At 55.5% G+C, this 23,819-nt stretch carries 26 protein-coding genes; 13 read left to right on the forward strand and 13 right to left on the reverse strand.

Translation table 11 applies throughout. The features are described from left to right. Positions 1 to 11: 11 nt before the first annotated feature. Positions 12 to 410 carry a DUF2240 family protein gene (locus GQS_RS05210; protein ID WP_014012623.1) on the reverse strand — a complete coding sequence of 133 codons (399 nt, stop codon included), beginning with the start codon at positions 408 to 410 and terminating at the stop codon, positions 12 to 14. Between the two features lie 98 nt (positions 411 to 508). Between GQS_RS05210 and GQS_RS05215 the strand changes: the two genes are divergently transcribed. Continuing rightward, positions 509 to 925: a PaaI family thioesterase gene (locus tag GQS_RS05215; RefSeq protein ID WP_014012624.1), complete on the forward strand. Its 417-nt coding sequence runs from the start codon at positions 509 to 511 to the stop codon at positions 923 to 925. 17 nt (positions 926 to 942) lie between these two features. On the opposite strand, the gene GQS_RS11135 is transcribed toward GQS_RS05215, so the two are convergent. Continuing rightward, positions 943 to 1,122 carry a C2H2-type zinc finger protein gene (locus GQS_RS11135; RefSeq protein WP_014012625.1) on the reverse strand — a complete coding sequence of 60 codons (180 nt, stop codon included), beginning with the start codon at positions 1,120 to 1,122 and terminating at the stop codon, positions 943 to 945. Positions 1,123 to 1,259: 137 nt separating this feature from the next. Here GQS_RS11135 and GQS_RS05225 point away from each other — a divergent pair, with 137 nt between their 5' ends. Beyond that, positions 1,260 to 1,550, forward strand: coding sequence for a PadR family transcriptional regulator (locus tag GQS_RS05225; RefSeq protein ID WP_014012626.1), 291 nt, complete (start codon positions 1,260 to 1,262; stop codon positions 1,548 to 1,550). 3 nt (positions 1,551 to 1,553) lie between these two features. Next, positions 1,554 to 2,735 carry an MFS transporter gene (locus GQS_RS05230; protein ID WP_014012627.1) on the forward strand — a complete coding sequence of 394 codons (1,182 nt, stop codon included), beginning with the start codon at positions 1,554 to 1,556 and terminating at the stop codon, positions 2,733 to 2,735. Positions 2,736 to 2,799: 64 nt separating this feature from the next. Here GQS_RS05230 and GQS_RS05235 read toward each other — a convergent pair whose 3' ends face one another. The 5 genes from GQS_RS05235 to GQS_RS05255 all read right to left on the reverse strand — a co-directional run bounded on the left by GQS_RS05235 (position 2,800) and on the right by GQS_RS05255 (position 8,454). After that, positions 2,800 to 3,015 carry a hypothetical protein gene (locus GQS_RS05235; RefSeq protein ID WP_014012628.1) on the reverse strand — a complete coding sequence of 72 codons (216 nt, stop codon included), beginning with the start codon at positions 3,013 to 3,015 and terminating at the stop codon, positions 2,800 to 2,802. 39 nt (positions 3,016 to 3,054) lie between these two features. Next, positions 3,055 to 3,309 carry a hypothetical protein gene (locus tag GQS_RS05240; RefSeq protein ID WP_014012629.1) on the reverse strand — a complete coding sequence of 85 codons (255 nt, stop codon included), beginning with the start codon at positions 3,307 to 3,309 and terminating at the stop codon, positions 3,055 to 3,057. Positions 3,310 to 3,391: 82 nt separating this feature from the next. Continuing rightward, entirely contained in the window at positions 3,392 to 5,617 is a 2,226-nt protein-coding gene (locus tag GQS_RS05245; protein WP_014012630.1) for a DHH family phosphoesterase, read from the reverse strand. Between the two features lie 34 nt (positions 5,618 to 5,651). Further along, the gene (locus GQS_RS05250; RefSeq protein ID WP_014012631.1) at positions 5,652 to 6,830 is read right to left on the reverse strand and encodes an MFS transporter; all 1,179 of its coding nucleotides are present in this window, start codon (positions 6,828 to 6,830) and stop codon (positions 5,652 to 5,654) included. Between the two features lie 154 nt (positions 6,831 to 6,984). Continuing rightward, the gene (locus GQS_RS05255; protein WP_014012632.1) at positions 6,985 to 8,454 is read right to left on the reverse strand and encodes an S-layer protein; all 1,470 of its coding nucleotides are present in this window, start codon (positions 8,452 to 8,454) and stop codon (positions 6,985 to 6,987) included. Positions 8,455 to 8,596: 142 nt separating this feature from the next. Between GQS_RS05255 and GQS_RS05260 the strand changes: the two genes are divergently transcribed. The 3 genes from GQS_RS05260 to GQS_RS05270 are packed head-to-tail and all read left to right on the forward strand — an operon-like array spanning position 8,597 to position 10,831. Further along, complete coding sequence (locus GQS_RS05260; protein ID WP_014012633.1) at positions 8,597 to 9,058, forward strand: DUF2391 family protein; 462 nt, start codon at positions 8,597 to 8,599, stop codon at positions 9,056 to 9,058. Continuing rightward, entirely contained in the window at positions 9,059 to 10,090 is a 1,032-nt protein-coding gene (locus GQS_RS05265; protein WP_014012634.1) for a DUF3226 domain-containing protein, read from the forward strand. Positions 10,091 to 10,129: 39 nt separating this feature from the next. Then, complete coding sequence (locus GQS_RS05270) at positions 10,130 to 10,831, forward strand: HAD family hydrolase (RefSeq protein ID WP_014012635.1); 702 nt, start codon at positions 10,130 to 10,132, stop codon at positions 10,829 to 10,831. On the opposite strand, the gene GQS_RS05275 is transcribed toward GQS_RS05270, so the two are convergent. The 4 genes from GQS_RS05275 to GQS_RS05290 all read right to left on the reverse strand — a co-directional run bounded on the left by GQS_RS05275 (position 10,828) and on the right by GQS_RS05290 (position 14,453). After that, positions 10,828 to 11,220, reverse strand: coding sequence for a type II toxin-antitoxin system VapC family toxin (locus GQS_RS05275; protein ID WP_014012636.1), 393 nt, complete (start codon positions 11,218 to 11,220; stop codon positions 10,828 to 10,830). The genes GQS_RS05270 and GQS_RS05275 overlap by 4 nt on opposite strands. Continuing rightward, positions 11,207 to 11,431 carry a hypothetical protein gene (locus GQS_RS05280; RefSeq protein ID WP_014012637.1) on the reverse strand — a complete coding sequence of 75 codons (225 nt, stop codon included), beginning with the start codon at positions 11,429 to 11,431 and terminating at the stop codon, positions 11,207 to 11,209. Before GQS_RS05280 ends, GQS_RS05275 begins: the two co-directional genes overlap by 14 nt. A gap of 57 nt (positions 11,432 to 11,488) precedes the next feature. Beyond that, the gene (locus GQS_RS05285) at positions 11,489 to 13,816 is read right to left on the reverse strand and encodes a DNA polymerase (RefSeq protein WP_014012638.1); all 2,328 of its coding nucleotides are present in this window, start codon (positions 13,814 to 13,816) and stop codon (positions 11,489 to 11,491) included. Positions 13,817 to 13,898: 82 nt separating this feature from the next. After that, positions 13,899 to 14,453 carry a hypothetical protein gene (locus GQS_RS05290; RefSeq protein ID WP_014012639.1) on the reverse strand — a complete coding sequence of 185 codons (555 nt, stop codon included), beginning with the start codon at positions 14,451 to 14,453 and terminating at the stop codon, positions 13,899 to 13,901. Between the two features lie 103 nt (positions 14,454 to 14,556). Between GQS_RS05290 and GQS_RS05295 the strand changes: the two genes are divergently transcribed. Further along, positions 14,557 to 15,912, forward strand: coding sequence for an RsmB/NOP family class I SAM-dependent RNA methyltransferase (locus GQS_RS05295; protein WP_014012640.1), 1,356 nt, complete (start codon positions 14,557 to 14,559; stop codon positions 15,910 to 15,912). On the opposite strand, the gene GQS_RS05300 is transcribed toward GQS_RS05295, so the two are convergent. Beyond that, positions 15,909 to 16,526, reverse strand: coding sequence for a TIGR00296 family protein (locus GQS_RS05300; protein WP_014012641.1), 618 nt, complete (start codon positions 16,524 to 16,526; stop codon positions 15,909 to 15,911). The genes GQS_RS05295 and GQS_RS05300 overlap by 4 nt on opposite strands. A gap of 94 nt (positions 16,527 to 16,620) precedes the next feature. On the opposite strand from GQS_RS05300, the gene GQS_RS05305 reads away from it, so the two are divergent. The 4 genes from GQS_RS05305 to GQS_RS05320 are packed head-to-tail and all read left to right on the forward strand — an operon-like array spanning position 16,621 to position 19,975. Continuing rightward, entirely contained in the window at positions 16,621 to 16,923 is a 303-nt protein-coding gene (locus tag GQS_RS05305; protein ID WP_014012642.1) for an MTH1187 family thiamine-binding protein, read from the forward strand. Continuing rightward, positions 16,916 to 18,049 (forward strand): DUF373 family protein, encoded by a 1,134-nt coding sequence (locus GQS_RS05310; protein ID WP_014012643.1) that lies wholly within the window; start codon positions 16,916 to 16,918, stop codon positions 18,047 to 18,049. Before GQS_RS05305 ends, GQS_RS05310 begins: the two co-directional genes overlap by 8 nt. Further along, a complete protein-coding gene (locus tag GQS_RS05315; protein ID WP_014012644.1) occupies positions 18,027 to 19,088 on the forward strand; it encodes a hypothetical protein in 1,062 nt (353 codons plus the stop codon). The genes GQS_RS05310 and GQS_RS05315 overlap by 23 nt, the downstream gene beginning before the upstream one ends. A 41-nt stretch (positions 19,089 to 19,129) precedes the next feature. Continuing rightward, positions 19,130 to 19,975, forward strand: a complete 846-nt coding sequence (locus GQS_RS05320) for a deoxyribonuclease IV (RefSeq protein WP_014012645.1) — start codon at positions 19,130 to 19,132, stop codon at positions 19,973 to 19,975. On the opposite strand, the gene GQS_RS05325 is transcribed toward GQS_RS05320, so the two are convergent. Continuing rightward, positions 19,972 to 21,015, reverse strand: coding sequence for a P1 family peptidase (locus tag GQS_RS05325; RefSeq protein ID WP_014012646.1), 1,044 nt, complete (start codon positions 21,013 to 21,015; stop codon positions 19,972 to 19,974). The genes GQS_RS05320 and GQS_RS05325 overlap by 4 nt on opposite strands. Before the next feature lie 84 nt (positions 21,016 to 21,099). Between GQS_RS05325 and GQS_RS05330 the strand changes: the two genes are divergently transcribed. Both GQS_RS05330 and GQS_RS05335 read left to right on the forward strand, forming a co-directional pair. After that, entirely contained in the window at positions 21,100 to 22,725 is a 1,626-nt protein-coding gene (locus tag GQS_RS05330; protein WP_014012647.1) for an iron ABC transporter permease, read from the forward strand. Then, positions 22,719 to 23,723, forward strand: a complete 1,005-nt coding sequence (locus GQS_RS05335) for an ABC transporter ATP-binding protein (RefSeq protein ID WP_014012648.1) — start codon at positions 22,719 to 22,721, stop codon at positions 23,721 to 23,723. The genes GQS_RS05330 and GQS_RS05335 overlap by 7 nt, the downstream gene beginning before the upstream one ends. The last annotated feature ends 96 nt before the right edge of the window (positions 23,724 to 23,819 follow it).

The raw sequence follows: 23,819 nt of genomic DNA on the forward strand, positions 1-23,819 counted from the left end.
GGAAAAAGCCCTCACAGCTCGAGCCGGTCTTTAAAGCGCGACATGTCAACGCCCTTGTCCATGCCGAAGAGATACGCCAGAACCCTCTCGTCGAGGTCGCCGTAGCGCTCGCGCATGGATTTGATGCCCTCAAGAACCTCCTCCCCCTCCCAGCCGAGGGACTCTGCTATGTAAGATACCATCTCGTTAAAGAGATCCTCCTCGGCCTCTTCCTCCGCGAGCAGGGCTTTGTTGACCACCAGAACCCCTTCCCGTTCCTCAAGGAGTCCCTCCTCCAGAGACTTCGCTATGAGCTCCTTCGCGGCCTTCACGTCCATCAGGCGGAGGCTGAAGGCCAGTATCCCCACGAGCTCGCTCCGGGTGAACTCAGCAGAGCCCTTATATTCAACCGCGCGTTTTATCGGGTGCACGCAACCACCTAACTTTTTTAGGGCTAGGAAATAAATAAACCTTTGCATAACTCCGTTAGATGTTTAAGCACCCGCGAGAACTCTAAACGGTGATGCCGATGGAGCGGAGGACTCACAGGCTGACCTCTGAAAAATTGGTTGGAAAACCCGTGAAAATTGAGAAGGATTACGCGGAAGTCATCTTGGAGACCACCAAAGAGATGGCAGTTGATGAATACGGCCTCGTTCACGGCGGCTTCACCTTTGGCCTAGCTGACTACGCGGCAATGCTCGCGGTAAACGAGCCGACGGTCGTCCTCGGAAAGGCCGAGGCCAAGTTCCTGAAGCCAGTTAAGGTTGGTGAAAAGCTAACGGCCAAGGCAGAGGTAATCGAAGGGTCTGGAGGGGGTGTGGGGGACGGAACGTCCCCCCGGAGGAAGAAGATAGTAAAGGCCGAGGTCTTCAACGAAAAGAACGAGAAAGTCTTTGAAGGGACTTTTCACTGCTACATATTGGATAGACACGTTCTTTTATAATGGAAATTTTAAGTCAGCTATTTCTTCCTACGCTTTTTCTCCCTCAAAGTCCTATGTGCTTTTATGGCCTCCTTGTCCTTCTTAGGCCCCAGTCCCAAGATACGGCGTATTAAACTAGGCTTATGCGCTTTTGCTATATGCGTCTCCAGACCCCTCCGAGTTTTAAACCACCTACCACAGTATGGACACTCTGGCATTTCTAATCACCTTAAACAAATTCTCACCAGCAATTTTTTAAATTTTTGGATTACATTATTATTCAACAAAATAATAATTTAGAATATTTGAGAAAACTTTAAATCCATGATATCGTATTCCGATATCGGTGTTCGATATGAGGTACCGGGACTTCCTAACGCTACACGTCCTCCATCACGCGAGTGAAGAACCCGTCACAGGTTCATTCCTGATGGAAGAGCTCAGGAGACACGGTTACAGCATCAGCCCCGGGACGATGTATCCCCTTCTCCACTCCCTCGAAAGGGAAGGCCTCCTGAGGAGCCACTGGGAGGTCCGAGGCGGGAGACGGGTTAGGGTCTACGAGATAACGGAAATCGGCCAAAGAACCCTCGACGAGGGCAAGGAAAGGCTGAGGGAACTCTGTCTCGAACTGCTGGGGGAATGAGGAATGGAGGAAAGGGAAAAGAAGATATTCGGAATAAGCTGGAACGTCTTCCTGCTCGGGATAGTCAGCTTCCTGAACGACATGAGCAGCGAGATGATAGCGCCGATAATGCCGAGCTACCTCATGGAGGTTCTCGACGCCGGAAAGCTGCTCAGCGGCTCCGTCATGGGCGCGATAGAGAGCATGAGCTCGCTGTTCAAGGTGGCCTTCGGCTACGTGAGCGATAAGTTCCGGAAGCGGAAGGCCTTCGTCTTCGCCGGTTACGCCCTCTCAACCATCGCCAAAGGTGCCCTGGGGTTCACCCGCTACTGGTGGGACTTCCTCCTCCTGCGCGCGGTGGACAGGATAGGGAAGGGTGTAAGAACCGCCCCCAGGGATGCGCTGATAGCGGAATCGAGCGAGAAGGGAAAAACGGGAAAGTCCTTCGGCTTCCACAGGATGATGGACACCCTCGGAGCCGTCGCCGGTCCGCTCGTTGCAATAGGCCTCATAGAGCTCCTCAAGAACCTTCCCTCCGAGACGATGTACCGCTACATCTTCCTGCTCTCCGCGGTTCCCGGGGCGATATCGCTCTTCGTGATAATCCTCTTCGTGAAGGACAGGGGCAGTGAGGTCAAGAGGAAGATCAAGGGCATCTCAACACTGAAGAACAGGAATCTGCAGCTCTTCCTAGCGGTGGTGGCTATAGGTGCCCTCGGAAGGTACAGCTACGCCTTCACGATGTGGAAGGCACAGGAGCTCGGCTACACGGTGGTCCAGAGCATAGCCTTCTACGCGCTCTTCAACCTGATCTACGCCCTCTCCGCTTATCCCCTCGGAGTTTACTCCGATACCTTCGGCAAGAAGAGGATGATAACCCTGGGCTTTGGCGTTGCAGCTTTAGCGGCTTTGGCTTTCGCCTACGCGAGGAACTTCTACACGCTCATAGCGGCCTTCGTGCTCTACGGGATTTACATCGCCATCGAGGACACCATCCCACGGGCCTACATGGCTGACCTGGCGAGGGAATACGAGAAGGGCACGATAATAGGGGCTTACCACACGGTCTTTGGCGTCTTCGTCTTTCCGGCGTCGGCAATAGCCGGCTGGCTCTGGGGTAGCTACTCCCTAGCCTACGCCTTCACCTTCGCGGCGGCTATGAACCTCGTTGCCATGGTCCTAATGACCTTCGTGAGGGAGCAGTGACCCTCTTCTTCGCTTTTCTTTCCAAACCCAGAGGAGTCAGAGGGAGTCAACAAAAGGGATAAAATCAAGCGCCGAGCTTCTCAAGCTCCTCGTCGCCTATAATGAGGGGCCTTTCAGCCTCGATAACGTAACTGAACTCCCATTTAACCTCTCCACGGTTCATGGCCTCGGCGTAGCGTTTGGCCTTCTCCTCGGCCTCCTCAACGCTCGAGGCTTCAACGAGCCTCCTGACGTACCACTTCCTGTCACCAAAGCGAAGCTTGAACTCCGCCATGTACATGGGCATCACCGTAGAGAATTGGGAGGGAGGTATAAAAATCTAAGGCTCCATCGCCCGGTAAACACCGCCCTCATTGACGGCCTCAAATATCTTCCCGCCTTCCTTCGTTTTCAGCTCGACGATCACGGCAGAGGGCTCGCGCTCGACCTCTTCCTCCACATTCCTGGTGCTGAGAACCTGGATAAAGGCATCTCCAAGCCTCTCGAACTCAAAAACCAGGGCATCGCCCTCCCAGCGGTGGCCCCGGTAAGAAACGCCGCCCATTCTGAAGGTAACCTCAAGAACGATTTTCATCAACATTCCTCCAAACATTGCTCATTAATCCCTCGGTAGGCGATGTTAAAAAGGTTGGCATTGAAAGAAAAGGAAAGCGCTTTCAACCAGTCTTCTTCAGCTTGACGACCTGCTTGGCGAACTCTTCAAGAACCTCCTTGCGCATGCCCTCGAAGAACTTTATCGAGCCGGCGTAGCTGTGGCCGCCGCCCTCTATCCCCGCGCTCGGCAGGGCCTCCTGGAGCTTTGGAATTATCTCGTTCAGGTCGAAGCTGTACGCCGCCATTCCGTCCGCAGCCCTGACCACCGCGAAGTCCGGACCGTAGGCGAGAGTTAGAATCGGTGCATCCTCGCCGTACTTCTCCTTGAAGTGGTCGTGTATAAGGCCGGAGAGCTTGCCGGGGCTTGGATAGGAGAACTTCGGGGCGAAGAGCTCGATGTCTATCGTGTTGAACCTTATCCCGTTCGGCAGGACGACGCTCTTGACGTGCGGCAGCGAGGCCCTCAAAGCCTTCTCCTGCTTCTCCTTGACCTCAGGGTAGATAGCGTTGATGAGCTCGCGGTGTCTCTGGAGGTTGCCCGTGAGGAGGAGTATCTCGTCTATTATCCCGTGCCCGTCCATGAACTTCCAGAAGTAGGCCTCGTGGTCTATCACCTCTGCTATCTTCTTGAGGTCCTCCTCGTCGAGGCCTTTAGCTTTCTTCGCTATCTCGAGGTACTGGTAGAACTCCGGAGCCTTGCTCCTGTCACCGGTTCCCGCTATGGCGGGCAGGTGCTTTATCTTGTCCTCAACGTCCGGATTGATGAAGCGCGCCACTTCCGTTGCCAGCATTCCCGCCGTCAGCTCATAGTAGCCGCGCTTTATGTGGTGGGGATTGACATGCACATCGACGTAATCATCAACCTTCGCCCTGTCCTCGCTCACCCACTCGCGCGGGTCGTGGTGGTCTATGACCACTATCGGAACGCCGAAGGCCCTTATGCGCTTGTAGGCAGGAATGTCCTCGCTCGTTCCGCCGTTGTCCACTATTACGAGGAGCGGGAGAGGATCGCCGAACTTCTCGTGGTCCTCTACCATGAAGATGATGTCCTTCAGCACGTCCTCCAGCTCGTAGAAGGGGGCCCTGCTCGGCCTGCGCTTGAAGAGCTTCCACCTCGCGCCGGAATCAGGCGAAACCTGCTCGATAAGGGGCACTATTGCGTATTCCAAAGCCAGGCCTGAAGTGTAGCCGTCGGCATCGGAGTGGTGCCTCAGGAGTATCGGCCTGCCCTCCAGGATGGCCCTGCGTATCATGAAGGCGGCCTTCATTATCCTCGGCTTGAGCTTCTCGAGAACCTCGCTCTGGACGAGGAAGCCAACATCCTGGGGCTGGGCGCGCCTGTCGAGCTCCTCCTCTATGCGCCTCTTGACCTCGGCCGCCTCCGGCCCCCAGAGCCTCGCCATGTCGCTGGTCTCGATCTGAATCTCGCCGGAGTGGAAGGCTATCTTTCCGATTATCTCCACGATGTCCCCGACGTTTATGTTGGGGTATGCCCTAACCCCAGGGGCCTCAAAAGCCGCGGCCCAGGTTATACCCGTCCCGTCGGTTATCGTGAAGACAGTCGGCCCGCCGGTAACCTGTATCTGGGTGACCTTGCCGCGAAGCCTGACCGTCTGGCCCGCCATGTCCTTGCGGAGGTCGCCGATGAGCGTTATCGGGAGCTCCTTCCTGACGACTACCTCCTTGTAGTGCTTGAGGGCGGACTCTATGAAGTCCACTTCACCCCTGTCGGGCTTTACATCGAGAACCTGAACCAGTATCTCGTCCCCCGGCTTGTACTCCCTGCCGCCGAGGAGGTCCTTCCTCCGTATAAGGCCCCTGACGTGTGGATTGAGTTTGACGAAGACGCCAAAGCGCTCAACACGGTCGATTGTACCCTTGTAAACGCTCCCAATCTCAATATCCTCAAGGTCGCAGGTCTTGTCGAGAACGTAGACGACCTTGTACTTGCGCATGCAGTCCGGGCAGACCCAGGTTGTTTCCATACCCGGCTCCCAGGGTCCCTTCACCTTGCCGCAGATGTCGCAGGCCAGGACTCGGCCGGTCCCACCGCAGGTCGGGCAGGTGTCGTAAACCGGCACTACCCCCTTCCCGTGGCACTCTGGACAGGGTATCTCGTCAACCTCATCCTCAACGCCTATGTAGTCGAGGTTGCGATAGCCCTTCAGCTTCTCCCCAACCTTGAAATCGGCAGGAACGTAACCCCAGCCCTCACAAACGGGGCACTCCTTCTCGCCAGCCTTAATCTTCCCGGTTCCGTGGCACTCGGGACAGTCCTTAACCACCATGAGCATCACCCTAGAAATCTCTCGTCTGAGAGACCTAGGCCGACGGTGGCTTATAACCTTTTGTCTCCGCCCCGCCGAAGAAGCCCCAGAACACCACCATCGAGAGGCTGTACAGGAAGGCGGTTATCAGGAACGGCCAGACCAACGACATGTCGAAGAGAACGCCGCCCACGTACTGGCCCACCCCGAAGGTAGCCGTCCAGGCCAGGCTGTTAAGCGCCATCGCGGTGGAGCGCTCCTCTTCCTCGAAGAACCCCATCATGAAGGAGTTCCATATCGGGTTGACTATGTTCATCAGTATCGTCCTGAGGATGTATATGACCGCAGCAACAGGGAAGGCCGGCGAGAAAGGAAGGGCGCCTATGAGGAGGCTCGCCGTCCCGTTGAAGGAGACGATGGTCTTAACGCTGCCGAACCTGTCGGCTATCATGGGCAGCAGGAACATCCCGATCCCCATTATGAACTGCTGGAAGGCGAAGAGCCAGCCGATGCTCTCCAGGCTCGTCCCAAAGCGCTGGTTGAACCAGAGCCCCATGTAGGGAATCGCTATCCCTGCACCCAGACCTATCAGCGCCCCGGGAAGGGCGAAGCGGCCTATCCTGACGAGGAGACTCCTGTCGAGGTTCAGCCCGCGGGAGTGCCTCTCAAGCACGGGCCTGACGAAGAGAACTATCGCGAACCGAATGGGTATGACCACGAGAACCAGGGAGAACACCCCTCCATAGCTCAGCCAGCGCGAGAGAAAGCCAGCGACGAGTATTCCGAGGGCGGAGGCTATCGTGCCGATTCCTGAGGAGAGGCTGAACAGGTAGTGCCTCTTCCCGTCCTCCACCTCCCCGCTGAGCAGCGCCATGAATGATGGAGACTCCAGCGCCATGCCTATCCCTATCAGGACGCCACCCAAGGCGAGCATCCAGAGGGTCGGGTGGAGAACCTGAACGAGCCTCCCGAGGAACATCATGCTCACTCCAAGGAGGACGGTTCTCTTGTAGCCCACCCTCGCACCGAATGGGCCCGAGAACAGCAGAACCGCCGCCTGGGCCAGCGTTGAGAGCGAGAAGACCACACCTATGTTGGTGTAGTCGAAGCCGAGCGATTTGAGGTAGAACGGGAAGATAAACCAGGCTATGTTGCCCCCAAAGGCGGAGGCGAATGAGTAGGCAACGAGCAGCCATGCGTCCCTTCCGAACCCGCGGTAGTTCTGCAGTGACATGAACGTTTAGATGTACATTTTAGTATATAAACCTAACCAACCGAAAAGTTTATTAGTAAAACCGGGGATTACTCACCGTTTAAATTGGAAAATACGGCGATCTCTAAGCTTGAATAAAAAGTGTAAAATCTGGAAATAAGGATAAAATAAGGTTTCACATTTCTTCCATAAACTCGTTCACGGCCTTTCTGGTTTCCGCGTACGTCCTGCCCGCGAGTATTATGACCTTGTAGCTGGGATTGCTCGGGTTGTCAAGCACCTTCACAACGTAGCCCTTCTCCATGACTTCATCCTTGATAGCCCGGATTGTGGCCTCTCCGTAGGCCTTCTCCAGCAGCGCCCATGCCCTGTTGCTAACCCAACCGCCAACTATGATGACGTTTCTATCCGAGGGCAGGCTCAGAAGCCCGGTATCGTTAACGATGAACGAGTAAACGTTCTCAGTGGCCTGAACAGTGGGGGCAGTTATGGAGACCTGTCTGGACACCGAAACGGAGCGCACGAAGCGGTAGCCTTCCACACCAGTAACGGTGCCCTTATCGTTCCTCGTGAAGACGGGGGCCAGCTCAAGGCCCCAGCCGGTCGGAAGTTTAAGGGCCTCCCCAGGCCCAACAAAAACCCTCGGAAACGCCTGGAGACTTGCGTTCACGTGGAGATAAACCGTATAGAGGCCGGTATCCGGATCGATGTCCCAGACCCACTGGCCCGTGTAAACGTCACCATCCTGATACTGCTTGACTTTTTCGTAGTATTCATAATCACACGTAACCATCTGGGCGTTGTTTATACCCACGAAAAAGTCCGTCGGGGTAAACAGGAAAACCTTCCTGGCGCCGCCTTTCAGGAGCTCATTGAGCCTGGAGGTGGGATATGCATCATACTCCTCGAAGTCCTCCGCCCCGCTGGAGTCGACGTACATCACATAGTACTTATCCTTGGTCATGGTCTTCTGCTTGACGACGCCGCTGGGATAGGTGAGGTCAACGAGCATCTTGGAAACCTGCAGGTTTATGTCTACGAACTTTATGCTCCACCCGCCAGCAGAGACGGACTCACCGAGGGACTTGGATTCAGAATCAACCCTACTGTAGGCGTAGAAGTACATCGTGTCCTTCCCGTCAACGGTCGTGGAAACGATCTCGTAATCGCCGCCGATATCGAGGGGGGTTGTGTTCTCGTTGAAGATTATCTTCACGCTGCCATCGTGGAACTCAACCGTACCTCTCGTCGAGTTGAAGTTAACACGAGAGAAATCCACCTGAACGACCACAGCATGTCCCACGGGTTCATCGCTGACGTTAACGCCGACGTCCGGCATATCTCTGGAACTGAGCTTGTATGTCTGGTTTTCATCCGGGATAAGTACACTGTGGTACTCAACGGGAACAGAAACTGTCTTTGTGTAAGTCCCTGGAGAAATCCCTTGAAGAACGAGAAAAGCACCGAGTCTTGAACCTGTTATAGCGTCCTCACCTATATGGAGGGGGGTTCCATTGACTATCTTGGTGGTCGGGAGGACTATAACAGTGTTCGAAGAGTTGATCCCTGTAATCGCTGCGTTAATCGGTGTAAGGAGCAAGCCCAGAACCATCAGGCCCATAAACAGAACCAAAGCCCTTTTCATCGCTTATCACCGATTTAAAGTGCATCTCAACCTTTATAACCTTTCCCCGGAAGTTACTTCTGCGATGATGAGTGAATCCAATGCTGACCGGATGATGAACCCCGAACCTGAGCACGAGATTGATAACGAAGGGCGAACTGGAATGGAGAGACGTCTTGAAGAACTGTACTTCACCATTGAAGAGTTGAAAAGAGAGAACGAGATGAGAAAAGCCCCGGACAAGCTCGGCTGGGACGACATAGCCCAGGAGATAGTGGGAGCAGTTACCTTCGCCCTCCCGTTCCTCTTCACTGCGGAGCTGTGGGACATAGCTAAGGACATCTCCGTTGAACGCTCAATCGCGGTACTCTTCATGACCCTCGGCGTTGCGTACCTCTTCATAGCCAAATCCCGGATAGGGAACCTGAAGAGGGAGGAACTCTTCCACATCCCCAAGCGGCTCCTGACTGTCACTGGAATAGCCTACCTAATCTCGGCCGTTCTGATATACGTGTACGGAATCAACAGCCTGGCCGACTTCACCCCCGGCCAGTACATCAACGCGACCATACTTATAAGCACCTTCGCGGTGATAGGTGCCATAACCGTTGACATGGTGAAGTAAATGAGGGTAATAACAGGAGACAGGTTCGAGGCCTTCGCAGATGAGAAAGCCATTCTATTCCCAGAATACAGGAAAAACCGCGATGAATTAATCGACTTCGTTGATTCCCTGGCAGGGGAGGAGACAGTCGTTACGGCGAGTCTTGAGCTCATCGATTTAATCGCCTGGAAGTTCAGGCGGGGCGAGGAGAACGTCCTCATATACTCCGACACGGGGAAGAGCCTCACAATGAAGGAGGTCTACGAGCTGAGGAAATACCTCGATTTCGACGTCCGCGGCGGTTTTTCTGGGGAGAAGGCGAGGTCAAGCGTCCTCTTCGTCGAGGGGAAGACCGACTCCAAGTTCTTCAAGGCGGTCTTCAAGAAGCTCTTCGAGTTCAAGGAGAGCAGGGAGGCCCCATACAGCCTGCGGTTCATCGAAAGGGTCTTTGAGCGCGACAACTTCGACCTGCTGAAGCGCGAGGAGGACGAGTACTATCTCGCGGTGCTGCCGAGTGAGGGCAACTCCGGGGTGATAAGGAACCTCGGCAACTTCCTCAGGGCGATGGACGTCTTCAACTTCACCGTAGAGAGGCTTGGAGTCGCCATCGACATCGATGAGGACAGAGACGCCGCCCTGGCCTCGATAACCGGAAAACTCTCCGGCTTCAGGCACAGGAAAACACCCCTCGGCTACCTCGTCGGGAAAACCGAGGTGGTTCCGCTGATAATCGGCCTGCCCTTTGAGGACGAGCTGATAGAGTGGAAGAAGCCGACCGTCGAGGATTTGATGCTCCACCTCATAGAGAGAGAAGGGCTCCTTGAGAGGATAAAGCCGGGCCTCAGAGCTCTCAACGAGAGCCTCGGGAGGAAGCTCAAGCCCAAGGAAGTCATGTACCTGGCGTTGTCGGCTTACGGCCACTGGGGCAACCTGGAGGGCTTCTACGAGCTCTTCGTCATGCGCTCACGCTTCAGAAACCTCAAGGCGGTTCTAAGGGATGCCGGGCTTATGGAGAGCTTAGCCTACCTGGCCGGGAGGGAGAGGGGGCGTTGAGTTTTTATCCTCCGAGGGGAATCCAGACCGGTGGTGGATATGAAGCTCGTTTCATTCGACGTCTGGAACACACTCCTGGACATCAACGTCATGCTCGATGCGATGGCCGTCGAGCTCTCCAAGCTGATGGGGGCATGCATAATAGACGTCGTCGAGGGGATGATGCTCTCCCGCGAGAGGATAAAGCGCATGAGGGCCCAGACGGCTGGAGACCCATCTCGGGCCCTCGAAGAGAGCCAGGAGATGCTCGCGGAGCTTTTGGGCACGGACGTCGAACTCGTCAAGAGGGCCGCTGCCAGGGCAACTCTCAACGTTGGCGATGAAATACTCCTCCCCGGGGCAAAGGAAGCCCTTGAGGGTGTTAATAGAAAGGGCCTGAAAGTTACCGTGACGGGCAACGTGATGTTCTGGCCGGGTTCATACACCAGACTTCTGCTGGAGCGCTTCGGGCTCATGAACTTCATAGACAAGGCCTTCTTCGCCGACGAGATTCTGGCTTACAAGCCGATGCCTGAGATGTTCAGAAAACCGCTGGAGGTCTTTGGAGTCGAGCCAGACGAGGCGATTCACATAGGCGACACCTACGCGGAGGACTTTGAGGGGGCGCTGAGAACCGGCATGTGGGCGGTCTGGATAAATCCCGAGGCAGAGGAGGTCAGGAAAATCCACGAGAGGGGCTTTGAGGTTCCCGACGTTGAGGGGATTCTGGAGGTGCTGGGGAGGATAGAAAAGGAGGGCTAGCGAAGGAGTCTGGCATTTACATAATTTTTGGCGGCCAGATACTGTTTCTCATCCGCAGTCAGAAAATCCGCCTTCAGTGCCTCGGCCAGGGCTATGTAAAGGGCATCGTAGATGGTAATGTTCTCACCCAATGCTATTTCCAGCCCCCTCTCGAAGAAGTTTTGCGCCTCAAACGTAAGCATGCCCTCCCCGATGAGCTTGAGGACGGTTATAAGGTTCCTGCCGGCCTCTTCGGTGGCTCTACCCCTCCTAATGGCCTTCCATATAGCGTTCGTTCCTTCAACGAAGGCATAGTCCAGCGTCGCCGTGCTGGAATCGATTTCAATCTCCTCCCAGCCCGGTTCCTTGAGGAGAACCCTGACGAGAACCGAGGCATCAACGACTATCACGGTCCTCCCTCACGGACTTCGCTGCAAACCCCTTCTCAACAGAAACCGGCGTGCGTTTGAGTATCTCCATGGCCTCTTTTAGCTTCTTTCTCCGTTCTTCCTCGTCTATGCGCCTTCTTATGAACTCTCTGATTTCCTCGCTCCAGTTTATGTCAAGCTCCTTCATCTTGAGCTTCAACTCATCGGGAACGCGGACAGTAACGATGGCCATGTAATACACCTCGAAATACAGTTTGAAATACAGAGATAAAAAGGTTTTCGAAGGGGATCACTTCTTCCCCTTCGGCTTAAGCCATGCGCCGAGGCCGACCTGCCTCGTTTTCTGATAGCGTAGATCCTCCTTCTTGTAGCCGAAGGCCTTCAGAATCCTCTCCACGGCCGGCAGGACCTGGTTTTCGATGTAGTATTCTGCGTCATAGCGGTGCTTCGTCGGGTCGAACTCGTCGAACGGAATCGCCCTGTCGCCTATCCTTCCGGAGCCCTTGAGGACGATGTAGCTTATCACCGTGCCGGGGCGTATCTTTATTCCCCTCGCCGCGAGGCGCTTCGCTATGGCCACGTGCGGACCGGTGGCCTTGTAATCCTTCAGCTCCCTGGTAATCTGCTCGTGAATGACCAGCTTCTCCGGCGGAACCTCGTACCTGCTCAGCTTCTCGGTAACGTCCTTGACTATCCTGACGGCCTCCTCGACGTCACCGTGCCTCAGTATGGCCTCCAAAACCCTCGCCTGGGTCTCCTTGGCTATCTCGCTCCAGTCGCGCCGGACGATCTCAAGCCCGCGCGTGGTTATCTTGCCCTCCTCGTCTATGACAGCGTACTTCTTCTTCGTCACGAAGAATCCCCTGACGTAGAAGCCCTCGTATTCGAGTTCAAGCAGACCTGGTAGTTTGGCGTTTATGTATTTTAAAAACACCATTGCCTTTTTCCTGACTGTTTCTGCGTCCATTCCAGGAATAGTGGCATGGAGACCGTCCGTATCGGCATAGAGGACTTTAAAGCCGAATTTTTCCTCAAGTTCCCTGATGACCATCTCGATGTAGTCCCTGCCCCATGCCGTAACGCTCTCGGCGCACTCCTTGCAGTACCAGCGGGCACGTGCGTAGGCGTAGTAGCCGTAATAGCTGTTGGCAAGAATCTTGATAGCTCGTTGCCTGTAATCGAGGAGCTTCTTCTCCAGCGGGTCTATCGTTGTCTTCATTTTCTTCTTTATCTTCTGCCTCTCGTCGAGAAGGGAACCCAAAAGGCTCGGTATGAAGCCCGGGAAGTCCTTACAGAACCTGTGGCCGACCTGTGGGGCGGTGTCGTACTCCTTACAGCCCTCGCGGTTTAGAGTGTCCGGCGAGACGTTGTGGGTGATGATGATCGAGGGATACAGGCTGCGGAAGTCTAAGTAGACTATGTTGTCCCACAGTCCACGCTCCGGCTCCTTAACGTAGCCGCCGGCGTAGCCCCCGCGCCGTCTCGCAAGTTCCCGCTCGTCGGGCTTGTTTGGGGCGAGCTCGTTCCTCTCGTAGGCCTTCCTCAGGAGGAACCACTCCACGAGGTTGCCGGTGCTTGATCGGGAGACGTCCCAGAGGCTCTGGCCGATTAAACGGGAGAGCTGGGCCTCCATCGGGAAGAACTCTCTCCCCAGCTCATAGGTCACCTTCGCGTCCTCCATGGAGTAGCGCGCGACCCTCTCAAGCCCCTCGCCGGTCTCCCAGGCCCTGGTTATCTCCTCCGGGTAGACCTTCTCCTTCGGCTTTCCAAAGACTGCCTCGTAAACCGCCTCAAGGGTGTAGGTTGGAAGGTTTATCGTCCTCCTTATGACTGGGTAGAGGTCAAAGTGAATCCTCCCCTTCACCTCGACCGCAAACCTGTCCCCCATGCGCTGGATTTTGGGCTCGCTCCCATCTCTCCCGAGAGTGAACTTTATCCCAAGCTTCTCACACCGCTTCTTGAGGTAGGCGAAGTCAAAGTTGTCGCCGTTGTAGGTTATGAGCACGTCGGGGTCCTTCTCCTTAACAACCTTGAGGAAGCGCTTTATCATCTCCTTCTCGGTGGAGACGACGTCAACGTAGGGGAGGTCTATCTTTTTCCACGTTATGACCCTCGCCTCGCCCTCGTCGGCGTAGCTTATCATGAGGATCGGCCCTGTTCCGAACTCCTCGCCCTCGTGATAGAGAGTCTCGATGTCGAAGGAGAGCAGCTTGAGCTCCTCGTCGCCCTCCATCGGAATCAGGCCCTTGTCTATGAGGTAGCGCTTGGCGAAGGGTATGTCGTACTCGTAGATGTCAACGACGGCAGGATGCCTTCGTATCTCGTCCCTTATCGCCGGGACGTCCTGGGGGTGGGTAAAGTAGAGAACCCAGACCTCCACAGGCCTGCCGAGGAACTTCTTCTTAACCTTCTCGGCGCGCTTCACCTTAACGACCCTGCCGTGGCGCCCGGCGGTTATCTTCTTAACGTCCTCTATGGCAGAATCGTCCTTCAGAAGGGCATAGATGTAAGGCTCAAAGTTCCTGTCATATTCTATCTTGAACTCGCCGTTCTCCTTCTTGAATATCCTTATGACGGGCTTCCCATCCTCTGTGATGTAGTCGGTATCGAGGATCATAACCAACACCTGTGGGATTATCGAACTGGAGACTAATAAACTTCGCCATGCTTAAAAGAGAGGGGAAACGGAAAAGGGGCAATCACGGTGTCTCAACCTTTTGAATAAGGTCGCCACATTTCTGCTGAAGCTCGGCGTTAGCTTTCAAGAGCTCTTCACTGGGATAGTTGCCGTTCTCTCGCCACTCCGTTGCAAAGTCGTGGATCAGGTTTAATCCTTCGCGGACGGCAGAGACGTTGGCGGTTCCATTGAGAAAAGCTGTTCTTGATGCGTTCAGAAACTCTATGCACTGTCCCGTGTCAGCCATCTCAAGAACCGAATCGTTGAACGTATCCATTCGAAGGTAACTCTCTGTCTCAAGAAGGTGGTTGAGGAGCCTTAGAAAGTCCCATTCGAGCTCAACTGTGGAAAGGTTGAAGGCGGCAGTGGAATTCGAGTCGAGTGCCCCAAGCGCGGTCTTGGAATGGAACTGGATATCAACCATCGTGGAAAAAGTCACGGTATGAATCCAAACCCTTTCACAGCCCCTCTGCCCCTCAATCAGGGCATTCAGACGTTCTTTCTGGACGTAGAGATGGAAGACCGAAACTGCGATCACCAACAGTACGGCGACAGCAATCAGGTTTTTCCACTTCATGGATCCACCCTACCAAATCCCACTTTCAAAGGTAATAAGTGTTTCGGTGGCCAGAGTAGAAACGCACCACCACCTTTTTAAACTCCCCCGCAAAGCCCCGTCCATGGAGCTGTTTTACCGCGTGAGCTTTCAGGAAGTGGTGGCGGACGCGTTAAGCTTAGTTGAGGAGCGTGAACTCTCATCGAAGCACGCCCTTGAGAGGGTCTTCAAGAAGGTGTCTGGTAGAGACCGGGACAAGGCGCGCGGATTAGCCCATGCCTACGTCTTCGAGATAGAGAAGTGGCGCGCCAAGATAGACTTCATAATCAACTCCGTCCTCAAGGGTTCAAGCGTGGAAGACCTGGACCCATACATAGCCAACCTTCTGAGGATAGGCACCTTCGAAATCCACTTCAGGAAAGTGCCGCCGGCGGTGGCAACAGACTCTATAATCCGCGTCGTTAAGGAGCGCTTTGATTTCTCCCGCGCCAAGTTCGTCAACGCGCTCATGCACTCGATAGAGAAGTTCGACGTCGAAAGTGCCCTAAAGAGGCTCAAAGAGAGGGACAGGATAGAATGGCTCTCCGTCCGCTTCTCGCATCCAAGGTGGTACGTCGAGTACGCGGTGGAGCTTTTGGGCTACGATGAGGCGGTGAGGCTTCTCCTCAGCAACAACAGGCCCCAGCGCTACTACGTTCGCGCGAACACGCTCAAGGTCGATGTTGATTCCCTCCGTGATTACCTCGAGGAGAACGGTGTGAGAACTGCCTTAACTCCAGTTCCGGACGTTCTGAAGATACTCGAATACAAAACTCCGGTAACGAGGCTCGACTGGTACAGGGAAGGGAAGTTCGTTATCCAGGATTTGGCTTCAGCTTACGTCGCCCACGTTCTGGCCCCGGAACCGGGCGAGAGGGTTCTGGACTTAGCCGCCGCTCCCGGGTCGAAGACGTTCCACGCGGCGGCGTTGATGGAAAATAAAGGCGAGATAATCGCGGTTGACTACTCCTACGACAGGCTCATGCGCATGAAGGAGAAGATGAAGCTCCTCGGAATCAAGAACGTCAAACTGGTCCACGCGGACGGCCAGAGCTTTAAGGACAAAGCCAAGTTCGACAAAATAATTCTCGATGCGCCGTGCTCAAGCTCGGGAACCTACAGGCAGTTCCCGGAGGTCAAGTGGCGCTTCGATGAGAACAAGATCAAGCGCATCGTAAACGTCCAGAGGAACATGCTCCGCAACGCCTACGAGAACCTCCGGAAAGGCGGGGAGATGACCTACTCGACGTGCTCGATTAGGATCGATGAAGACGAGGAGAACGTCCTCTTCGCAATTGAAAAAGTCGGGCTTGAACTTCTGGACTATCCCTTCGACTGGGGCGATAGGGGCTTCCTTGAAATCGGCGATAGGGTTTTCAGGGCGTGGACGCACAAACACGACTGCAACGGATTCTTCATTGCAAAGATGAGAAAGGGCTAAACCAGCGGCTTCCTCCTCACCGGCCCGCCCGGTTTCTCCTCCTCAAAAATCTCCGCCGTGAACCGGTAAACCTTAGTGTCCTCATCCAGCCAGCAGTCGGGTGGTAGGCCGGCCTTCCAGCAGGTCTGGGCCAAGAACTCCTCCTCGTCCCAGCCCCACTCTATCGGCACCTGCGGGAGGAGCAGGCCGGAGTAAATGCCCTTCTCGATGATCAACCCATCGCGGCCGACCTTTATCTTCCTCGGCCTCTCCTCCGGCGGCCCCTCGATTAGCTCGGGGGGCGTTAGAACGCTCACCTCGACAACCAGGTCGTCCAGCTCGCCCTCCCTCACCGGCGGAAAGCGCGGGTCGTCAACGGCGGCGTAGATGGCCGCCTTTATCGTGGCCTCAACCAGAGGATATACAGGAAGGGGAAAGCCTATGCATCCGCGGAGGGCCATCTGGGACGGTGCATGGCGATTGTTGAGGGTCACGAAGACCCCCATCTTCTCCCACAGCTCCGGAGGTGTGTCCTCTGGAGGCTTTATCGTCCTGCCGTTTCTAACGTACTCCTCTATCGCCCTCCTCGCGAGCCTGACGAGGAACTCCCCCCATTCATCCTTAATTTTGTACATAGCCCTCACCCTTCGCTCCTACGGTGGGAAGGGTTATTTATCTTTCCCGCAAAGCTTAAAAAATTGCCGAAGGAAGTTAAGTCGGGTGTCGAAAGTGGTGATAGTCGAGTTCGTCATCGTTCCCCTCGGCGAGAAGAGCCTGAGCAGGTACGTCGCGGAAGTGGTAAAGCTTTTAGAGAGGAAGGAAGTTAAATATCAACTGACGCCGATGGCGACGATCATAGAGGTTCCAACGGTGCGGGAAGCGTTCGCAATAATCGAGGAGGCCCACGAACTGATGTTCAACCTGGGAGCCGAGAGAGTTTCAACGACCGTAAGAATAGACGATCGGCGCGACAAGCACAGGGGCATGGAGGACAAGGTAAAATCGGTGATGGAGAAAGTGAGGGGTGGTTGATATTAAAGCACTGATTCTCGCTATAGACCGCGATGACGACTTTGGAGAGAAGGCGGGTGTTGAGGGGCCGGTCATCGGGCGAGACGCCTGTATCGACGCCGCCCTAAAGCTCAGCCTTGCCGATCCCGAGGACAGCGATGCCAACGTTGTTTACGCCGCCGTCAAGCTCTACGATGAGCTGAGGGAGAGCGGCGAGTTCGACGATGTGGAGGTTGCCCTCATAACAGGCCACCCGAAGGTGGGCGTTAAGAGCGACATGGAACTGGCCAGACAGCTCGAGCTGGTTCTTGAGAGGTTCCCCACCGATGGAGTCATAACCGTCACCGACGGCGCCGAGGACGAGCAGATATTCCCGATAATAACCTCAAAGGTGCCGATAATAAGCTCCCACAGGGTAGTCGTTAAACAGAGCGAGGGCATAGAGACGACGTACTACATCATCTACCGGTATCTGAAGGAGATACTGAGCGACCCCGAGGTTGCCAAGGTAGTCCTTGGGATTCCGGGTATGATACTCCTGCTGTACGGGATAGCGCGCCTCATCGGCGTCTGGTATCCGGAGAGCGTTAAGATAATCTCCGCCACAATAACCGGCACGATACTGCTCTTCATCGGCGGCTACTTCTTCACCAAGGGCTTCCGATTCAACGTCCGTGAGACCATAGCCAAGCAGTTCGTCTTCGTCATCTCGGTCATAGCCGGAGTACTGATCATCATAGGCGGTGCGATAAACGCCTACTTCCGGCTTGAGGAGTACGCAAAGGAGATAATAGGCGGCTACCCTGGAACGCCGCTCCTCGCGATGCTGATCTACATCAACGCCCTCGGTCCCTCCCTGATAATAGGGGTTGGGGTCATGATAACAGGTAAGGTGATACAGTCCTACCTCAGGAAGGACTACCACATCTGGTACTACACATCAACGCTGCTCATGATGCCGGCCCTGTGGGTGACGATAGACCTCACCACCCGCTACGCGATGGCCATACTAACGCTCTCCGACATAGAGGTCTTCACGAAGCTCCTGTTTGCGCTGGGGGACGTCGCGGTGGCGGTTCTGGTTGGAATCTACATGAGGGGAAAAGTTAGGGGATGGGAGAGAGTTGAGGCTGGAGCAAGCGCTTGATGAGTACGATAAGAGGAGAAAGAAGGCCGCAAAAGAGGCCGAGAAAATAAGAAAAAAATACAACAAACTCCTGGAGAAAAAGCTGCGGGAGGTCCTGAAGAGGATAGACTCCCTTGAGAGGAAGGAGATCCCGAAAAACGTTGACGACAACATCAGGAAAATCGTGACCGCGGAGAGGAGGAACTACGTCACTTCCCTCAGGAACGCCCTGGAGAGCATCGGCGATATGGACGACCTGGGAAAGCGCCTTCCCGATTTAGCCAAGCTCCACGTTGGACACGGGAGGTACCTCATAATCCTCTTCGAGAAGGACGTTTACGCAATAAACCGCCTGTTGAAGGAGCTGAACGAGGACTACGTGAGGTACTACAACGAGCTGGCGGAGAAGGGGCTGGAGGACCTCAGAATACGGGAGATTATATCGGAGGAAAAAGCCCTACGGAGGAGCATTGAAGACATCACGGCCGAGCTCAGTGCGCTCCGGGAGAGGGCCGAAAAGAAGCGAGTGGAGATCGAGGAATCGCGCCGCCTGCACGGGCTGGAAGAGCTGGAGGCGGAGATAAAGAACCTCTCGGCCAGAATACGGAGCGAGGAAACGGAAGTACGCTCAAAGGCATCGAAGCTCCAAAAGCCCGTTAAGAGGCTGCGCCTTCACGAAACCATCGCCCAGGAATTCGTTGGGGACAGCTCCGTCGCGCTCAGAAAGCCAGAGGAGTTCATATCCCTCGTGAGGAAGATACAGCCCGGCCTGGAGGGGAAGTACCGAAAGACCGCGGAGTGGCTCATCAACAACCTCGAGGAGAAGGCCAGGAGAATAGAGGAGGAAAGGAAAAAGCTGGTGGAGCTCGAGGAGAGGCGCGACGAAGTTCTAACAGGCGCCAGGGACATGGAGAAGGAGCTGTGGGAGCTCCAGAGGCTCATCGAGGAAAGGGAGGCGGAGCTCAAAAAGCTCAGGAGCAAGCTGGAACACCTCGAGAGGGAGCTGGATGAGGCCATTTCCAGACTCGAGGCGGCCCTGGGCGAATCGATAGAGCGATAGGTTTATGAATTAGGCTTCCCTAATTCTTTTGGGTGGTGAGCATGTTTAAAGTTGACAGGCTGCGCTTCGGAACGGCCGGGATACCAATCTCAACCCCAAAGCGCTCAACTATTGACGGAATAACCCACGTGAGGAACCTCGGCCTCGATGCCATGGAGCTTGAGTTCGTCCGGGGTGTCAACATCAAACCGGAGCTGGCGAAGAAGATAAAATACGTCGCCAGAAAGCACGACGTTCTCCTAACCGCCCACGCGCCGTACTACATCAACCTAAACGCGGCCGAGAAGGCCAAGGTCGAGGCCAGCAAGAAGAGGATAATCCAGAGCGCCGAGCGCCTGTACGACGCGGGCGGATGGAGCGTCGTTTTCCACGCCGGTTACTACCTCAAGCAGGACCCGGAGAAGGTCTACGAAAGGATAAAGGGCGAGATCAAGGATATAGTGAGCAGTCTCCAGGACAGGGGCATAGAGGTGTGGATAAGGCCCGAGTTGACCGGCAAGCCGACCCAGTTCGGAGACCTGAGGGAGCTGGTGAGGCTGAGCGAAGAGGTTGAGATGGTCCTGCCGACGATAGACTTCGCCCACGCCCATGCAAGGCACGCTGGGAAATGCAATACCGCCGAGGAGTGGCGCGAGATGCTCTCCCTGATGGAGGACAGGCTCGGCAGGGAAGCCCTGGACAACATGCACATCCACATAAGCGGCATAAACTACACCTCGAAGGGCGAGAGGAACCACCTGAACCTCCAGGAGAGCGACATGAACTGGGAAGACCTGCTGAGGGTTCTCAAGGAGTTCAGGGTCAAGGGCGTCGTCATAAGCGAGAGCCCGAACATCGAGGGCGATGCAATTCTGATGAAGAAGAAATACGATGAGATACGGGTTTAAGTCCTCTCAATCCTCCCGTATCTTTCCATGATTTCGAGGAGCCTATCAACCGGAAGGGCGTATCTCACGTGCCCGTTTCCCTCGACGGTTCTGGCCTGCAGGAGCGCGTTGATTACAGCCTCCTCAGTGGCTTCGGCGGCTGCCCTAAAGAGCGGGCTCAGAGCGTTGTCGGGAAGGAAGCTGAGCAGATGGGCCTCCTTATCCAGCGGAACGGTCTGGGCGGTGGAGAATGCCAGAACCACGTCGCCGCTCCCGTGGTAGGCGTAGCCGCCGGTTCTCGAGAGCCCGACCACGGCCCTCTTCCCCAGCCTTCTCAGCTGCCTCGCTGTCAGGGGCGCGTTCGTGGCAACCACCATTGAGATGCTCCCCCTTCCGGAGGTTCCCCTGCCAGGGTAGTCCTTCAGCTCAAGGCCGACGGGGACGCCGGCTATTGTGAGGTCTTCCCTCCTGCCGAAGTTCGCCAGGACGAGCGACGCGACCGTGTACTCCTCGCCGCCGATTTCAACGACCCTTGAGGAGGAGCCTATCCCGCCCTTGAACTCGAAGGCGCTCATTCCGGTTCCAGCGCCGACGGCACCTTCCTCAAAGTCAAGGCTCGCGTTTTTTACGGCCTCGAAGTAGTGTTCCTCCTGAACGGCCATCTTTCTGATGTCGTTCAAGTAGGAGTCGTTGCATTCCATGACGACCGGCGAAACGCTCTTCAAATCGGGGTTCAGCTCAATCATGTGCCCTACCATCGCGCTCGCAACCGTATAGACGCTCAGCGTGTTGGTCAACGCTACCGGCGTCTCGATGTAGCCCAGCTCATCGACCTGAACGAAGCCTATCGGCTTGGAGAAGCCGTTCATGACGAAGGTGGCTGAGAAAAGCCTCTCCCTGTAGGGGTTCTTGACGGGAGGAAGCAGAACGGTAACCCCTGTTCTGATGTCGTCTCCATCGATTATCGTTGAGTGACCGACTTTAACGCCCAAATCCGCTATTGAGTTCCTTTTTCCGTGAGGGTGAAGCCCGATCCTTATTCCCAGCTCGGGAGCCTTCATGGTATCACCGGTGATAAATATCATGCTGGACTTAACAACCTTGCCCAATCAACTCTTATAAACCTCTAAAACCGAGTTGTCACCATGGGGTCAAGGCTCTCAAAGCTCTTCCTGCTCATCCCTCTGGCCTTCCTCGTGGTCTTCTTCTACGTCCCGTTAGTCAGTATTCTAAAAACCGGCCTCTGGGAGAACGGCCTCACCCTCAAACACCTCTCCTCCGTTCTGACCAACGACTACCACAGGAGGGTCATCCTCTTCACGATAGGGCAGGCGATAGCCTCAACCCTCCTTACCCTGGCACTCGGCCTTCCAGGGGCGTACATATTCGCCAAGTACGACTTTCCGGGGAAGGGTACCATAAAGGCGGTTTTAACAGTCCCGTTTGTCATGCCCAGCGTGATGGTCGCGTTGGGATACATACTCCTCTTCGGAAAGAGCGGCTTCATAACCGGCCTCATCGGCCGCGATCTGGGCATAATCTACTCCTGGAAGGGCATTCTCCTCGCACACGCCTTCTACAACTTTCCGATAGTTATACGCATGGTCTCGTCGCTGTGGCAGCGCGTGAACCCCCACTACGAGGAGGCCGCGATGGCACTCGGGGCCAAAGGATGGACGCTCTTCAGGAAGGTTACCCTGTCGATGATCTCCCCGGCGATTTTTGCCTCGGCGATGCTCACCTTCGTGTTCTGCTTCCTGAGCTTCTCGATTCCCATCATAATCGGCGGCTACCAGTACGCCACGATAGAGGTGGACATCTTCACCTCGATAATGGTGCTCCTCGACTTCAAGACCGGCTCGGCTCTGGCCATAATCCAGATAATCCTCAGCATGGGCTTCATGTACCTCTACCTGAGGGCGCTCGATGCCTACGCCAAGCGCGAGGAGCAGCGCGTGTTTAGAAAGCCTCGCCCCTTCACGAGGCGCGACTGGCTGAGCCTCAAGGGACTGCTCGTTGGAATATACTCCCTAATCGTCTTTCTCTTCATAGTCTCCCCGCTCCTGGCTGTCCTCTACGACTCACTGCGCTTCAACGATGCCTGGAGCCTCGAATGGTACCGGAGAATATTCTCAACGGAGTACAATCCGATGTTCGGGGCGACAACGCTTGACGCGGTAAGGAACTCACTCACCTTCGGTCTTGCGACGATATTCCTGTCTGTTCTCGTCGCCCTCCCGATAGCCTACGCCCTCCACCGCTGGAACTTCAGGGGAAAGAGGCTCTTCGACGTCCTGGTGATGCTCCCGCTGGCTAGCTCCGCCATAACCCTCGGTCTGGGATACATAAGGGTCTTCCACTCGACCCCGCTCTACTTCACCGTCTGGATAATCATAGCCGCCCACACCGTCATAGCCTATCCCTTCGTGCTCCGCGCAGTTTCAACGTCCCTGAAGAAGATACGGCCGAACCTCTGGGAGGCGGCGCTGAGCCTGGGCGCCAAGGAGTGGAAGGCCTTCCTGAGGGTGGAGCTTCCGCTGGCTTTGGGCGGAGTCATCGTCGGCGCGATATTCGCCTTCGCAATAAGCATAGCCGAGCTGGGAGCGACCTACATGCTGGCCAAACCCGAGTACACCACGATGACCGTGGCCATATACAAGTTCCTCGGGGCGAGGCAGTTCGGCTCGGCCTCGGCCCTGGCCGTTCTTCTTATGGCGGTCTCAACTCTCAGCTTCCTGATAATCGAGAGGGTAGGTGAGGAGGTATGGTGAGGGTAGAATTCAAGGGAGTTCTCAAGGAGTGGGAGGATTTTCGGCTTGAGATAAGCGAGCTCGACGTCAAGGACGGCGAGTTTCTCACGCTCCTCGGGCCGAGCGGCTGTGGAAAGACCACAACGCTCAGAATGATAGCGGGCTTTGAAAAGCCGGAGAGGGGAGAGATACTCTTCGACGGAAGGCGGGTGAACGATTTACCTCCCTACGAGCGCGGGATAGGCATAGTCTTCCAGGACTACGCGCTGTTTCCCCACATGACGGTCTTCAAGAACATCGCCTTCGGCCTTGAGATGAAGGGGCTTCCAAGGGGGGAGATAGAGAGGAAGGTAAAGTGGGCGCTTGAGCTGGTCGGTCTGGAGGGCCTCGAAAACCGCTATCCGGAGCAGCTGAGCGGCGGTCAGCAGCAGCGCGTTGCCCTCGCGAGGGCCTTGGTCGTTGAGCCAGAGGTTCTGCTCCTGGACGAGCCCCTCAGCAACCTCGACGCCAAGATAAGGGAGCGCCTCAGGGGAGAGATAAAGAGAATCCAGCGCGAGCTCGGAATAACGACGATATACGTCACCCACGACCAGGAGGAGGCGATGGCGGTAAGCGACAGGATAGCCGTCATGAATGTCGGCCACGTTGAGCAGGTTGGAAAACCGCTGGAGCTCTACTACCGCCCAAAGACCGAGTTCGTGGCGCGCTTTTTAGGTTTGAGCAACATACTGGAGCTTAAAGCCGAGAACGGGAGGGCCTGCCTCGGAGGGCTGTGCTTCGAAGTCGGAAGGGATGGGAAAGTGAGGGTATTCTTCCGGCCAGAGAGCGTCTACGTAAAACCCGGCGATACCGCTGAAATCATCGACTACGAACTCCTGCCCGGCAGGATAAGGCTGAGGCTCGGGATTGAAGGGGAGGTAATCCTCGCGGAGCGCTTCCTCGACGAGCTGCCCTTCGGAGTTGAGGCTATGCCGGAGAGGGTAGATGTCGAGGTGAGGAGCTTCTCGGTGCTGGGGTGAAAGACGCCGTGGTTTTTTCAAGGTGCCAAGGTACATTGACAACACTATGAGAAGTCCAATTGCGTATAACTTGGTTTTGGCTGGAGTTTCACTTCG

Source organism: Thermococcus sp. 4557 (assembly GCF_000221185.1).
Lineage (GTDB): Archaea > Methanobacteriota_B > Thermococci > Thermococcales > Thermococcaceae > Thermococcus.

Bases quoted from the DNA above. Each gene is read 5' to 3' on its own strand.
- GQS_RS05245 (WP_014012630.1), bottom strand. From the start codon at position 5,617: ATGGTGGTTAAGGACTGTCCCGAGTGCCACGGAACCGGGAAGATTAAG.
- GQS_RS05265 (WP_014012634.1), top strand. From the start codon at position 9,059: ATGAGGGTAATAACAGGAGACAGGTTCGAGGCCTTCGCAGATGAGAAA.
- GQS_RS05330 (WP_014012647.1), top strand. From the start codon at position 21,100: ATGGGGTCAAGGCTCTCAAAGCTCTTCCTGCTCATCCCTCTGGCCTTC.
- GQS_RS05295 (WP_014012640.1), top strand. From the start codon at position 14,557: ATGGAGCTGTTTTACCGCGTGAGCTTTCAGGAAGTGGTGGCGGACGCG.
- GQS_RS05285 (WP_014012638.1), bottom strand. From the start codon at position 13,816: ATGATCCTCGATACCGACTACATCACAGAGGATGGGAAGCCCGTCATA.
- GQS_RS05230 (WP_014012627.1), top strand. From the start codon at position 1,554: ATGGAGGAAAGGGAAAAGAAGATATTCGGAATAAGCTGGAACGTCTTC.
- GQS_RS05215 (WP_014012624.1), top strand. From the start codon at position 509: ATGGAGCGGAGGACTCACAGGCTGACCTCTGAAAAATTGGTTGGAAAA.
- GQS_RS05255 (WP_014012632.1), bottom strand. From the start codon at position 8,454: ATGAAAAGGGCTTTGGTTCTGTTTATGGGCCTGATGGTTCTGGGCTTG.
- GQS_RS05325 (WP_014012646.1), bottom strand. From the start codon at position 21,015: ATGAAGGCTCCCGAGCTGGGAATAAGGATCGGGCTTCACCCTCACGGA.
- GQS_RS05225 (WP_014012626.1), top strand. From the start codon at position 1,260: ATGAGGTACCGGGACTTCCTAACGCTACACGTCCTCCATCACGCGAGT.
- GQS_RS05335 (WP_014012648.1), top strand. From the start codon at position 22,719: ATGGTGAGGGTAGAATTCAAGGGAGTTCTCAAGGAGTGGGAGGATTTT.
- GQS_RS11135 (WP_014012625.1), bottom strand. From the start codon at position 1,122: ATGCCAGAGTGTCCATACTGTGGTAGGTGGTTTAAAACTCGGAGGGGT.
- GQS_RS05250 (WP_014012631.1), bottom strand. From the start codon at position 6,830: ATGTCACTGCAGAACTACCGCGGGTTCGGAAGGGACGCATGGCTGCTC.
- GQS_RS05240 (WP_014012629.1), bottom strand. From the start codon at position 3,309: ATGAAAATCGTTCTTGAGGTTACCTTCAGAATGGGCGGCGTTTCTTAC.
- GQS_RS05320 (WP_014012645.1), top strand. From the start codon at position 19,130: ATGTTTAAAGTTGACAGGCTGCGCTTCGGAACGGCCGGGATACCAATC.
- GQS_RS05235 (WP_014012628.1), bottom strand. From the start codon at position 3,015: ATGTACATGGCGGAGTTCAAGCTTCGCTTTGGTGACAGGAAGTGGTAC.
- GQS_RS05260 (WP_014012633.1), top strand. From the start codon at position 8,597: ATGGAGAGACGTCTTGAAGAACTGTACTTCACCATTGAAGAGTTGAAA.
- GQS_RS05290 (WP_014012639.1), bottom strand. From the start codon at position 14,453: ATGAAGTGGAAAAACCTGATTGCTGTCGCCGTACTGTTGGTGATCGCA.
- GQS_RS05270 (WP_014012635.1), top strand. From the start codon at position 10,130: ATGAAGCTCGTTTCATTCGACGTCTGGAACACACTCCTGGACATCAAC.
- GQS_RS05280 (WP_014012637.1), bottom strand. From the start codon at position 11,431: ATGGCCATCGTTACTGTCCGCGTTCCCGATGAGTTGAAGCTCAAGATG.
- GQS_RS05300 (WP_014012641.1), bottom strand. From the start codon at position 16,526: ATGTACAAAATTAAGGATGAATGGGGGGAGTTCCTCGTCAGGCTCGCG.